The organism is Streptomyces herbicida, from assembly GCF_032656585.1.
GTDB lineage: Bacteria > Actinomycetota > Actinomycetes > Streptomycetales > Streptomycetaceae > Streptomyces > Streptomyces herbicida.
Genome location: NZ_JAUYWJ010000012.1, coordinates 250,743 through 263,735 on the forward strand (window position 1 = coordinate 250,743; position 12,993 = coordinate 263,735).

General features: G+C 68.9%; 11 protein-coding genes. 10 read left to right on the forward strand and 1 reads right to left on the reverse strand.

Features of this window, described 5'->3' with window-relative positions:
- The first annotated feature begins 4 nt into the window (after window positions 1–4).
- From Q8A52_RS25715 to Q8A52_RS25725, 3 genes are all read left to right on the forward strand, one after another.
- A complete protein-coding gene (locus tag Q8A52_RS25715) occupies window positions 5–1,558 on the forward strand; it encodes an alpha/beta hydrolase (protein WP_316755638.1) in 1,554 nt (517 codons plus the stop codon).
- Window positions 1,559–1,620: 62 nt separating this feature from the next.
- Complete coding sequence (locus tag Q8A52_RS25720) at window positions 1,621–2,019, forward strand: RidA family protein (RefSeq protein WP_316755640.1); 399 nt, start codon at window positions 1,621–1,623, stop codon at window positions 2,017–2,019.
- Window positions 2,020–2,058: 39 nt separating this feature from the next.
- The gene (locus tag Q8A52_RS25725) at window positions 2,059–2,670 is read left to right on the forward strand and encodes a GNAT family N-acetyltransferase (protein WP_316755642.1); all 612 of its coding nucleotides are present in this window, start codon (window positions 2,059–2,061) and stop codon (window positions 2,668–2,670) included.
- Here Q8A52_RS25725 and Q8A52_RS25730 read toward each other — a convergent pair.
- The gene (locus tag Q8A52_RS25730; protein ID WP_316755643.1) at window positions 2,594–3,169 is read right to left on the reverse strand and encodes an adenylosuccinate lyase; all 576 of its coding nucleotides are present in this window, start codon (window positions 3,167–3,169) and stop codon (window positions 2,594–2,596) included. The two genes, Q8A52_RS25725 and Q8A52_RS25730, sit on opposite strands and share 77 nt — an antisense overlap.
- A gap of 372 nt (window positions 3,170–3,541) precedes the next feature.
- On the opposite strand from Q8A52_RS25730, the gene Q8A52_RS25735 reads away from it, so the two are divergent.
- From Q8A52_RS25735 to Q8A52_RS25765, 7 genes are all read left to right on the forward strand, one after another.
- The gene (locus Q8A52_RS25735; protein WP_316755646.1) at window positions 3,542–5,347 is read left to right on the forward strand and encodes a 3-hydroxyacyl-CoA dehydrogenase family protein; all 1,806 of its coding nucleotides are present in this window, start codon (window positions 3,542–3,544) and stop codon (window positions 5,345–5,347) included.
- Between the two features lie 136 nt (window positions 5,348–5,483).
- Window positions 5,484–6,299 carry a TetR family transcriptional regulator gene (locus tag Q8A52_RS25740; RefSeq protein ID WP_316755648.1) on the forward strand — a complete coding sequence of 272 codons (816 nt, stop codon included), beginning with the start codon at window positions 5,484–5,486 and terminating at the stop codon, window positions 6,297–6,299.
- A gap of 413 nt (window positions 6,300–6,712) precedes the next feature.
- Window positions 6,713–8,056, forward strand: coding sequence for a crotonyl-CoA carboxylase/reductase (ccrA, locus tag Q8A52_RS25745; protein ID WP_316755650.1), 1,344 nt, complete (start codon window positions 6,713–6,715; stop codon window positions 8,054–8,056).
- Between the two features lie 28 nt (window positions 8,057–8,084).
- Window positions 8,085–10,133, forward strand: coding sequence for a protein meaA (locus tag Q8A52_RS25750; protein WP_316755652.1), 2,049 nt, complete (start codon window positions 8,085–8,087; stop codon window positions 10,131–10,133).
- Complete coding sequence (locus Q8A52_RS25755) at window positions 10,130–11,095, forward strand: HpcH/HpaI aldolase/citrate lyase family protein (protein WP_316755653.1); 966 nt, start codon at window positions 10,130–10,132, stop codon at window positions 11,093–11,095. The genes Q8A52_RS25750 and Q8A52_RS25755 overlap by 4 nt, the downstream gene beginning before the upstream one ends.
- Before the next feature lie 15 nt (window positions 11,096–11,110).
- Window positions 11,111–11,635 (forward strand): MaoC family dehydratase, encoded by a 525-nt coding sequence (locus Q8A52_RS25760; protein ID WP_225827565.1) that lies wholly within the window; start codon window positions 11,111–11,113, stop codon window positions 11,633–11,635.
- A gap of 3 nt (window positions 11,636–11,638) precedes the next feature.
- Window positions 11,639–12,844: an acyl-CoA dehydrogenase family protein gene (locus Q8A52_RS25765; protein ID WP_316755657.1), complete on the forward strand. Its 1,206-nt coding sequence runs from the start codon at window positions 11,639–11,641 to the stop codon at window positions 12,842–12,844.
- Window positions 12,845–12,993 lie beyond the last annotated feature (149 nt).

Genomic DNA, 12,993 nt, shown 5'->3' on the forward strand with positions numbered 1-12,993 from the left:
ACCCATGGGAACACGCGCAGCCGTGCTGTGCGCTGCCGCGGTCGTGCTGGCCGGTTCGTTCACAGCCGTCCCCGCGCAGGCGGCCCCGGCCGCGAAACTCAGCTGGAAGAAATGCGGCACCGCCGACTATCCGACGCTCGAGTGCACATCCGTGAAGGTGCCGCTCGATCACACGCACCCGTCCGGACGACAGATCACGCTCGCCATCTCCCGCGTCCCGCACACCGCCCAGACCTACCAGGGCCCCCTGCTGGTCAACCCCGGCGGCCCTGGGGCCAGCGGTCTGATGCTCGCCGGGTTCGTGGCGTCCGCGCTGCCGAAGACGGTGGCCGCCCAGTACGACGTCATCGGCTTCGACCCGCGCGGCGTCGGAGCGAGCACTCCCGCCCTGAACTGCGAGCCGGGGTACTTCAAGCCGGTGCGCCCGGACTCCTCCCCGCGCACGTCCGCCCTCGAGCGGGCGGGCGTCACGCGCGCGATGGGGTTCGCCGACGCCTGTGCCAAGAAGTACGCGGGCGTCCTGCCCTACATCGACACGGTCAGCTCCGCACGGGACCTGGACTCGATCCGGCAGGCGCTCGGCGAGAAGAAGATCAACTACCTCGGTTACTCGTACGGCACCTACCTCGGCGCCGTCTACGCCAAGCTCTTCCCGGAGCGGGTGCGCCGCCTGGTCCTGGACTCGATCGTGAACCCGAAGGGCGTCTGGTACGACGACAACCTCGCCCAGGACTACGCCTTCAACGACCGCCACCGCGCTCTCATGGCCTGGATCGCCAAGTACGACTCGACCTACCGGCTCGGCACCGACCCGGCGAAGGTCGAGGCCAAGTGGTACGCGATGCGGGCGGCGCTCGCCAAGAAGCCGGCCGGCGGCAAGGTCGGTGCCTCCGAGCTGGAGGACACGTTCATGCCCGGCGGCTACTACAACGGCTACTGGCCCTACCTGGCCGACGCGTTCGCGGCCTACGTGAACAAGAAGAACCCGGACCTGCTGGTCGCGGTGTACGGCAAGCTCGCCGCAGTCGACTCCTCGGGCGAGAACAACTACAGCGTCTATGCCGCGGTGCAGTGCCGTGACGCCTCCTGGCCGCGCACCTGGGACCGGTGGCGCAGGGACGGCTGGGCGGTGTACGCGAAGGCACCCTTCATGGTCTGGAACAACGCCTGGTACAACGCACCGTGCGCGTTCTGGCAGACGACCTCGCTGAAGCCGGTGAACGTCGCCAACGCCCAGCTGCCGCCGGCGCTGCTCTTCCAGGCGACGAACGACGCGGCCACCCCGTACGAGGGCGGTGTCACGGCCCACCGTCTGCTGGTCGGCTCCAGCCTGGTGGTCGAGGAGGGCGGCGGGAACCACGGCGTCACGCTGAGCGGGAACAACTGCCTGGACAAGCACCTGGCCACGTATCTGACCAACGGCAAGGTCCCGCGCGGCACCGGCGAGGCCGACGCGGTGTGCCGCAGGACACCCGACCCGAAGCCGCTGACCACCAAGGCGGCGTCCATCTCGTCCGGCGGCTCGGCCCTGCACGGCCTGCTCGGCGTCCGGCGCTGAGCGGCCGACGCCCCCGGTAATCCGCCGGGGGCGTTGTCAGACCCATGGTCCACCATGGACCCATGAGTGAGCCGACCAGGATTCCCGCCCCCGAAGGCGTCGCGCCCGCGGCCCAGTACAGCCATGTCGTGCTGGGCACAGGCCGTTTCGTCGCCGTCTCCGGCCAGCTCGCCCTGGACGAGGAGGGCAGGCTCGTCGGCGAGAGTGATCCCGCGGCCCAGGCACACCAGGTGTTCGAGAACCTGAGGCGCTGTCTGGCCGCCGCCGGGGCGACCTTCCAGAACGTCGTCAAACTCACCTACTTCGTCACGGACATGGCGTACTTGCCGGCGATCCGGGCCGCTCGCGCCGCGCACATACCCGACGACCTGCTCCCGGCGGCGTCAGCCGTACAGGTGGCCGCGCTCGTGGGGCCGCAGTTCCTCATGGAGATCGAGGCGTTCGCGGTCGTGGACGGATAATCACGGCCGGTGCGGCCGACCGCTCCCTAGAGTGCGGCCATGGACGGCACACCTCCTCCCATCCGCCCGATGACGCTCGCCGACTGCGACCGCGTCTCCGAGATACGCATCCGTGGCTGGCAGAGCGCCTACCAGGGGCTCATGCCGCAGACCTACCTCGACGGGCTCAGCGTGGCGGAGGACGCCGAGCGGCGACGCGCCCGCTTCTCCCCGCATGCCGTGGACGGGGTGGTGAACCTGGTCGCCGAGCTGGGCGGCGAGATCGTCGGCTGGGCGGCGCACGGGCCGTACCGCGACGGCGAAAGGCGCACCGGCGACGGCGAGTTGTACGCGATCTACGTCGACTCCGAGCATCTGGGGAGCGGGGTCGGACGGGCGCTGCTGGAGAGCTCGGTGCGGCAGTGCGCGCCCGTCCACGCCCGTATGTATCTGTGGGTGCTGAAGGAGAACAAGCGCGCCCGGCGCTTCTACGAGCCGGCGGGCTTCCGCGCTGACGGCACCGAGGAGCCCTTCGAGGTGGACGGCGTCGCCGTGCCCGAGGTGCGGTACGTGACGGAGCTGAGCCGGCCTTCGGTCACCTCGGCTTCGGGATCCGGGCCAGCGCGTGCACGGCCGCCTCGGCGAGCGTCGGGTGGGCCAGTGCCTCGCTGAGGACGCGTCTGGCCCGGGCGTCGCCGAGCGTGCCGAGGCCCTCCACACAGGCGAGGGCGACCCGGCGGTAGGGGTCGTGCGGACGCAGTCGGCGTTCCAGGGTGGTGATCAGCGCGGGCACGGCCTCCGGGGCGCGCAGCTCGACCAGGAGCCGCACGGGGTGCAGGGCATAGGCGACGCGCAGTTCGTTGGTGGCCAGAGCGGCGGCCGCGCGGGCCGTGCGGGGGTCGTCGAGCCGGGACAGGGCGTAGGCGGCGGAGGCGCAGCGCGGCGGATCGCGGTGGTTGAGCAGCAGCACGAGGGACTCGAAGGCCCGCCGGTCGCCCGCCACCCCCAGCCGGAACGCGGCCAGTTCCCGGGCCCACAGCGGCTGTCCGGGCGCGGTGAGCACGTCGGCCAGTTCGTCGTGGTCCTCGGTCGCCAGCAGACGCTCGTACGCCGCCGTGCCGCGCGACTCCTGTCGTAGACGCTCCGTGAGCGATCGCAACTCTTCGTCCACGAAGCCCACATTAGGCGGGTCGTGCGGCGGTGGGGACCTACATCACAAACTCGGGGGCTGGCGCGCTCGTTACCCCCCGGTTAAGCTCATACGAGCGAGTCACCCACTCGCACATCTGCTTACGACGGTTTGGTGACGCAGCCGTCGTGAGTGCAGGTCGGTTCGGTACCTCACGTACCACCAGTACGACTCGGCTTCGGGACAGAGCCGGTCGGTTCTCAGCCGCTCCCCGGGCGTGTGCACGCCCGTGGCGGCACCGGGCGTGTGCGCTTGCAGCCCGGCTACACCCGCACTCCTTTCCGCACCCGGTGCGCCCTTCGGCGCACCTGGGCGCGTTTACCAGTCGTCACCCTCATCTCCAGGAGTCCCGCGATGGCCACTCCCCTGTCCGACACCCCTCTGTCCCCGCTCAACACCATTGCCGTCGTCGGCCTCGGCACGATGGGCACCGGCATCACCGAAGTCCTCGCGAAGGCCGGCCGCCAGGTCATCGGCATCGACATCAGCGAGGCCGCCGCCGCCCAGTCGCTCGCCGCCCTGGAGTCCTCCACCGCCCGCGCCGTGCAGCGCGAGCGGCTCACCGAGCAGCAGCGCACGGAGCTCCTCGCCCGCGTCCGCACCTCCACCGACCTGCGCGCCGCCGCCGACGCCGACCTCGTCATCGAGGTGGTCCCGGAGTCGTACGAGATCAAGCAGCAGATCTTCCGCGAACTGGACGGCATCGTCCGCCCGGAGACGATCCTCGCGACCGGCACCAACGCGCTCTCGGTGACCCGGCTCGCCGCCGACTCGGCGCGCCCCGAGCGCGTGCTCGGCCTGCACTTCTTCAACCCGGCCCCGGCGATGCGGCTGGTCGAGGTCGTCTCCTGCGTGCTGACCGCGCCGCAGGCCGTCGCCGCGGTCACGGACCTCGCCATCGAGCTCGGCAAGGAACCGGTCGCCGTCGGTGACCGCCCCGGCTTCGTCGCGGACGGGCTGCTGTTCGGCTACCTCAACCAGGCCGCCGCGATGTACGAGGCGAAGTACGCCTCCCGCGAGGACATCGACGCCGCGATGCGGCTCGGCTGCGGTCTGCCGATGGGCCCGCTGGCCCTGCTCGACCTGATCGGCATCGACACCGCCCGTACCGTCCTGGACGCGATGTACGCCGAGTCCCGCGACCGGCTGCACGCCCCCGCTCCGATCCTCAAGCAGCTCAGCGAGGCGGGCCTGACCGGCCGCAAGTCCGGCCGCGGTTTCTACACCTATGAGGCGCCGGGCAGCGCCACGGTCGTGCGGGACGCGCTGACCCCGCTGGAGGGCGGCACCCTCACGCAGGGCCGTTCCGTCCGCTCGGTCGGTGTCGCCGGTTCCGGCACCATGGCCTCCGGCATCGCCGAGGTCTTCGCCAAGGCCGGCTACCAGGTGGTCCTCGCCGCGCGCAGCGAGGAGAAGGCGCAGACCGCCAAGGCCCGGATCGGCAAGTCCCTCGCCCGCTCCGTCGACAAGGGGCGCATGACCGCCGAGGCAGCCGCGCAGACCCTGGACCTGATCACCCCGGCGGGCTCCTACGAAGCCTTCGCCGAGGTCGACCTGGCCGTCGAGGCCGTCGCCGAGGACCTGGAGATCAAGCAGCAGCTGTTCGCGACGCTGGACAAGGTCTGCAAGCCGGGCGCGGTCCTGGCGACCACCACGTCCTCGCTGCCCGTCGTGGCCTGCGCCCGCGCCACCTCGCGTCCGCAGGACGTGATCGGCATGCACTTCTTCAACCCGGCGCCGGCCATGAAGCTCGTCGAGGTCGTCCGTACGGTGCTGACGGCCGACGACGTCCACGCGACGGTCCGCGAGGTGTGCGGCAAGATCAAGAAGCACGCCGTCGACTGTGGCGACCGGGCCGGATTCATCGTCAACGCGTTGCTTTTCCCGTACCTCAACAACGCGATCAAGATGGTGCAGGAGCACTATGCATCTCTTGACGACATTGACGCGGCGATGAAGCTGGGCGGCGGCTACCCGATGGGCCCGTTCGAGCTTCTCGACGTGGTCGGGCTCGACGTCTCCCTGGCGATCGAGAAGGTCCTGCACCGCGAGTTCCGCGACCCGGGCCTCGCTCCGGCGCCGCTCCTGGAGCACTTGGTGGCCGCGGGCTGCCTCGGCCGCAAGACCGGCCGTGGCTTCCGCGAATATGCCCGCCGCTGACCGCGGCGGCGACTGGTCCGAAGAAGACAGCGAGTGGGGCGGACTGCTCGGCCCCACGGGAGCACCCCCGCCCCTCCCGGGCGGGGGAAACCCCGGACATGCGCATCGAGCTGCGCACATGCAGTACGTTCGGGTCATGTCCCAGCCCGCCAAGTCCTCACGTACACCAGCTACGCCCGACGCGCCGGAAAGTGCCGCAGGCAGTCGCGCGGCCGCCCAGCGGCTCAAGATGCGCCGAGAACTGGCGGCCGCGGCGATGGAGCTGTTCGCGACCAAGGGGTACGAGGCGACCACCGTCGACGAGATCGCGGCCGCGGCCGGGGTCGCGCGCCGCACGTTCTTCCGCCACTTCCGCTCCAAGGAAGAGGCGATCTTCCCGGACCACGACGACACATTGATCCGCGCCGAGGCGGTGCTCAATGCCGCCCCCGCGCACGAGCATCCGCTCGACACCGTGTGCCGCGGGATCAAGGAAGTCATGAAGATGTACGCGGCCCGGCCGGAGATCTCGGTCGCCCGCTACAAGCTCACGCGCGAGGTGCCCACCCTGCGCGAGGCCGAGATCGCGTCGGTGGCCCGCTACGAGCGCCTCTTCACCCGCTATCTCCTCGGCCACTTCGACGAGCACGCGCACGACGACGACGCCAACGACGACCCGCTGCTCGCCGAGGTCGCCGCATCCGCGGTCGTCACCGCCCACAACCACGTCCTGCGACGCTGGCTGCGGGCGGGCGGCCAGGGGGACGTCGAGGCACAGCTCGACCACGCCTTCGCGATCGTGCGGAAGACGTTCGGCACCGGGATCGGCGCCGGGCGCACCTCGGTGCCCAAGCCGGCGGCCGTCCGGGCGGCGGTCGCCGCCCAGGGCGAGGTCCTGGTCACCGTCGCGCGTACCGACGCACCCCTCGACGAGGTCATGCGGACCATCGAGGAGGCACTCCGGGACCGCTGAGGCCTCCGCGCCACTGTGATGACGGCCACCCCACGGGGTGGCCGTTTTGGCATGTCAGGGGAGCTTTTCGAGCGGATTTCAAGAGCCGTTCGATCGATCATCGCTCATTTGTTACGTAAAGATTTCATCTGAGTTCAAGTTCTGGCACTCAGTGCCTTGCCGGATGACACGCGGTGTCATACGTTGATGTTGTCCGGGCGGCCGGCGCGCAGAGACCTTTCGTGCGTCGGCTGTCCCAGCAAGCCAGTGGCTTGCCCGCCCGGACGCCTGCGTCACAGGCAACCTCCCGCGCCACAAAGCGCTGCCGAAGCACCATCCCGCCGAACCGACGGCACTTCTCACCAAAACCCTCAGCAGCACAGACGAACCCTCAGCGCCCCTCCCTCAGGGCGCTCACCGCCGGAGGCAACACCGTGACCGTGAAGGACATCCTCGACGCGATCCAGTCGCCGGAATCGACGCCGGCCGACATCGCCGCCCTGCCGCTCCCCGAGTCCTACCGCGCGATCACCGTGCACAAGGACGAGACGGAGATGTTCGCGGGTCTGGAGACCCGCGACAAGGACCCGCGCAAGTCGATCCACCTCGACGAGGTCCCCCTGCCCGAGCTCGGCCCGGGCGAGGCCCTGGTGGCCGTCATGGCTTCCTCGGTCAACTACAACTCGGTGTGGACCTCGATCTTCGAGCCGCTGTCCACCTTCGGGTTCCTGGAGCGCTACGGCCGCACCAACGAGCTGGCCAAGCGCCACGACCTGCCCTACCACATCATCGGCTCCGACCTCGCGGGCGTCGTCCTGCGCACCGGCCCGGGCGTCAACGCCTGGAAGCCCGGTGACGAGGTCGTCGCGCACTGTCTGTCGGTCGAGCTGGAGTCCAGCGACGGCCACAACGACACGATGCTCGACCCCGAGCAGCGCATCTGGGGCTTCGAGACCAACTTCGGCGGGCTCGCCGAGATCGCCCTGGTCAAGTCCAACCAGCTGATGCCGAAGCCCGGCCACCTGAGCTGGGAGGAGGCCGCCGCCCCGGGCCTGGTCAACTCGACCGCCTACCGCCAGCTGGTCTCCCGCAACGGCGCCGGCATGAAGCAGGGCGACAACGTCCTGATCTGGGGCGCGAGCGGCGGCCTCGGCTCGTACGCCACCCAGTTCGCGCTGGCCGGCGGCGCCAACCCGATCTGCGTCGTCTCCAGCGACCAGAAGGCGGACATCTGCCGCTCGATGGGCGCCGAGGCGATCATCGATCGCAACGCCGAGGGCTACAAGTTCTGGAAGGACGAGAACACCCAGGACCCGAAGGAGTGGAAGCGCTTCGGCAAGCGCATCCGGGAGCTCACCGGCGGCGAGGACATCGACATCGTCTTCGAGCACCCCGGCCGCGAGACCTTCGGCGCCTCGGTCTTCGTCACCCGCAAGGGCGGCACCATCACCACCTGCGCCTCGACCTCGGGCTACATGCACGAGTACGACAACCGCTACCTGTGGATGTCGCTGAAGCGGATCATCGGCTCCCACTTCGCCAACTATCGTGAGGCCTGGGAGGCCAACCGGCTCATCGCGAAGGGCAAGATCCACCCGACGCTGTCGAAGGTGTACTCCCTGGAGGACACCGGCCAGGCCGCGTTCGACGTGCACCGCAACCTCCACCAGGGCAAGGTCGGCGTGCTGTGCCTCGCCCCCGAGGAGGGCCTCGGCGTGCGCGACGAGGAACTGCGCGCCAAGCACATCGACGCCATCAACCGCTTCCGCAACATCTGAGCGCCCCCCGAGCACCCCGAGGTCACAGATGACTGAGCGTCAGCCCGCCGAGGCGAAGCGGGAGAAGGACCGGCCGTGGCTCATGCGCACGTATGCCGGCCACTCCACGGCCGAGGCGTCCAACGAGCTGTACCGGCGCAACCTCGCCAAGGGCCAGACCGGCCTGTCGGTCGCGTTCGACCTGCCGACGCAGACCGGCTACGACCCCGACCACATCCTCGCCCGTGGCGAGGTCGGCCGGGTGGGCGTGCCGGTCTCGCACCTCGGTGACATGCGCCGGCTGTTCCAGGACATCCCCCTGGAGCAGATGAACACCTCGATGACGATCAACGCCACCGCCATGTGGCTGCTGGCGCTCTACCAGGTCGTGGCCGAGGAGCAGGGCGCGGACATCACCAAGCTCCAGGGCACGACCCAGAACGACATCGTCAAGGAGTACCTGTCCCGGGGCACCCATGTGTTCCCGCCGGGGCCGTCGCTCCGCCTGACGACGGACATGATCGCGTACACGGTCTCCCACATCCCGAAGTGGAACCCGATCAACATCTGCAGCTACCACCTGCAGGAGGCCGGGGCCACGCCGGTGCAGGAGATCGCGTACGCGATGTCCACCGCGATCGCCGTGCTCGACGCCGTGCGCGACTCGGGCCAGGTGCCGCAGGAGCGCATGGGCGACGTGGTCGCGCGCATCTCCTTCTTCGTCAACGCGGGCGTCCGCTTCGTCGAGGAGATGTGCAAGATGCGCGCCTTCGGCCGCATCTGGGACAAGATCACGCTCGAGCGGTACGGCATCGAGAACCCCAAGCAGCGCCGCTTCCGGTACGGCGTCCAGGTCAACTCCCTCGGCCTGACCGAGGCGCAGCCGGAGAACAACGTCCAGCGGATCGTGCTCGAGATGCTGGCCGTGACCCTCTCCAAGGACGCACGCGCGCGTGCCGTCCAGCTGCCGGCCTGGAACGAGGCCCTGGGCCTGCCGCGCCCCTGGGACCAGCAGTGGTCGCTGCGCATCCAGCAGGTGCTGGCGCACGAGAGCGATCTGCTGGAGTACGAGGACATCTTCGAGGGTTCGCACGTCATCGAGGCGAAGGTGGCCCAGCTGGTCGAGGACTCCCTCGCGGAGATCGACCGGATCCAGGAGATGGGCGGCGCGATGGCCGCCGTCGAGTCCGGCTACCTCAAGTCGCAGCTGGTCGCCTCGCACGCCGAGCGCCGGGGCCGGATCGAGTCCGGCCAGGAGAAGATCGTCGGCGTCAACATCTTCGAGACGACCGAGCCGAACCCGCTCACCGCCGACCTGGACACCGCGATCCAGACGGTCGACCCGGCCGTCGAGGCGCAGGTCGTCGAGGCGATCGGTCGCTGGCGCGACACGCGCTACCAGCCGCCCTTCAACCACCCGCGCCCGTGCAAGGCGCTGGAGCGGCTGAAGGAGGCCGCCAAGGGCACCGACAACCTCATGGAGGCCACCCTGGAGTGCGCCCGCGCCGGGGTCACGACCGGCGAATGGGCAGGCGCGCTCCGAGAGGTCTTCGGCGAGTTCCGCGCCCCCACGGGCGTCTCGTCCGCGCCGGTGGCCGTCCCCGTCGAACAGGGCTCGGCCCTCGCCGAGGTCCGCGCCAAGGTCGACGTCACCGCCCGCGACCTGGGCTCCGGCAAGCTCCGCTTCCTGGTCGGCAAGCCCGGACTGGACGGACACTCCAACGGCGCCGAGCAGATCGCCGTACGGGCCCGGGACGCCGGCTTCGAAGTGGTCTACCAGGGCATCCGGCTGACGCCCGAGCAGATCGTGGACGCGGCCCTCGCCGAGGACGTGCACGCGGTCGGCCTGTCCATCCTCTCCGGCTCGCACGCCCAGCTCGTTCCGGACGTGCTGGAACGCCTCCGTGTGGCCGGTGCCACAGATATACCGGTGATCGCCGGTGGCATCATCCCGAATGGTGACGCCGAAGAGCTCCGGGCCGCCGGAGTGGCCGCGGTCTTCACCCCGAAGGACTTCGACATCACCGGCATCATCGGCCGCATCGTCGACGAGATCCGGAAAGCGAACAAGCTCGACCCCCTGGAGGTCCCCGCATGACCACGCCCGTCAACCGTCTGCGTCCGCGGCGCTCCTGCCTCGCGGTCCCGGGAAGCAACCCCCGCTTCCTGGAGAAGGCGCAGGGCCTCCCGGCCGACCAGGTCTTTCTGGACCTGGAGGACGCGTGCGCGCCGCTCGCCAAGCCCGAGGCGCGGCACACCATCGTCAAGTTCCTCAACGAGGGCGACTGGACCGGCAAGACCCGGGTCGTGCGCGTCAACGACTGGACGACCGAGTGGACGTACCGCGACGTCGTGACGGTGGTCGAGGGCGCGGGCCAGAACCTCGACTGCATCATGCTGCCGAAGGTCCAGAACGCCGAGCAGATCGTCGCGCTCGACCTGCTGCTGACGCAGATCGAGAAGACCATGGGCTTCGAGGTCGGCAAGATCGGCATCGAGGCGCAGATCGAGAACGCGCAGGGCCTCAACAACGTCAACGCGATCGCGCAGGCTTCCCCGCGCGTCGAGACGATCATCTTCGGCCCGGCCGACTTCATGGCGTCCATCAACATGAAGTCGCTGGTCGTGGGCGAGCAGCCGCCCGGCTACCCGGCGGACGCCTACCACTACATCCTGATGAAGATCCTGATGGCCGCCCGTGCCAACAACCTCCAGGCGATCGACGGTCCCTACCTGCAGATCCGCAACATCGACGGCTACCGCGCGGTCGCGCAGCGCGCCGCCGCGCTCGGCTTCGACGGCAAGTGGGTGCTGCACCCGGGCCAGGTCGAGGCGTCCAACGAGATCTTCTCGCCCTCCCAGGAGGACTACGACCACGCCGAGCTGATCCTGGACGCGTACGACTACTACACGTCCGAGGCAGGCGGCAAGAAGGGCTCCGCGATGCTCGGCGACGAGATGATCGACGAGGCCAGCCGCAAGATGGCCCTGGTCATCTCGGGCAAGGGCCGGGCCGCCGGCATGCAGCGCACGAGCAAGTTCGAGACCCCCGTCAACTAAGGAGCCCTGAGCGCGATGCAGTTCGGACGCACCTACGAGGAGTTCGAGGTCGGGGCGACGTACAAGCACTGGCCCGGCAAGACGGTCACCGAGTACGACGACCACCTGTTCTGTCTCCTCACCATGAACCACCACCCGCTCCACATGGACACCAACTATGCGGAGAAGACGACGGACTTCGGCAAGAACGTCGTCGTGGGGAACTACATCTACTCCCTCCTGCTCGGCATGTCCGTGCCGGACATCTCCGGCAAGGCGATCGCCAACCTGGAGATCGAGTCACTCAAGCACGTGGCGCCGACCTTCCACGGCGACACGATCTACGGCCAGACGACCGTGCTCGACAAGTGGCCGTCCAAATCGAAGAACGACCGCGGCATCGTCTACGTCGAGACCAAGGGCTACAAGCAGGACGGCACCCTGGTGTGCGTCTTCCGCCGCAAGGTGATGGTGCCGACCGAGACCTACATCAAGGAGCGCGGCGGCGAGCAGCCCGGCCGCCCGGAACTGAACGCACCCACGGAAAAGACGGAGAAGTAGGCCATGGCCCGTCTCGCCCAGACCGCCGGTCTGACCGACATCCAGCAGGAGATCATCTCCACCGTTCGGGACTTTGTCGACAAGGAGATCATTCCGGTCGCGACCGAGCTGGAGCACCGCGACGAGTACCCGCAGCAGATCGTGGACGGCCTGAAGGAACTCGGCCTCTTCGGTCTGATGATCCCCGAGGAGTACGGGGGCCTGGGCGAGTCGCTCCTCACCTACGCCCTGTGCGTCGAGGAGATCGCCCGTGGCTGGATGTCGGTCTCCGGCATCATCAACACGCACTTCATCGTCGCGTACATGCTCAAGCAGCACGGCACGCAGGAGCAGAAGGACCACTTCCTGCCGCGCATGGCGGCCGGCGACATCCGGGGCGCGTTCTCGATGTCGGAGCCGGGCCTCGGCTCGGACGTGTCGGCGATCACGTCGAAGGCGGTCAAGGACGGCGACGAGTACGTCCTGAACGGTCAGAAGATGTGGCTGACCAACGGCGGCACCTCGTCGCTGGTGGCCGTCCTGGTCCGAAGTGACGAAGGCCACCCCGAGGGCACGGCGCCCCACAAGTCCATGACGACCTTCCTGGTGGAGAAGGAGCCCGGCTTCGGCGAGGTCCGCCCGGGTCTGACCATCCCCGGCAAGATCGATAAGATGGGCTACAAGGGTGTCGACACCACCGAGCTCATCATGGACGGTCTGCGCATTCCGGCCGATCGGGTGCTCGGCGGCGTCACCGGCCGAGGTTTTTACCAAATGATGGACGGAGTCGAGGTCGGCCGGGTCAACGTGGCCGCCCGCGGCTGCGGTGTCGCCCAGCGTGCCTTCGAGCTCGGCGTCCGGTACGCCCAGCAGCGTCATACTTTCGGCAAGCCGATCGCCCAGCACCAGGCCATCCAGTTCAAGCTCGCGGAGATGGCCACCAAGGTCGAGGCGGCGCATGCCATGATGGTCAACGCGGCTCGGAAAAAGGACTCCGGGGAACGAAACGACCTCGAGGCCGGTATGGCGAAGTACCTCGCCTCCGAGTACTGCAAGGAGGTCGTGGAAGATGCCTTCCGGATCCACGGCGGCTACGGCTTCTCCAAGGAGTACGAGATCGAGCGCCTCTACCGCGAGGCCCCGATGCTGCTGATCGGTGAAGGTACCGCCGAGATCCAGAAAATGATCATCGGGCGCAGGCTGCTCGAAGAGTATCGGTTCCAAGGCTGATTGTCCGGGTACGGGGTGTTTTCTTCGAGAAGAAGATCACACCCCGTCAACGCTCTTGGGCTGCCGACTCGGCTTCCTCGCTTGCCCAGTTACGGCCCGCGCCCGGTACGATCCCGGGAAAGCCGCCGTCCCCCGTTACAGCGCGGCAT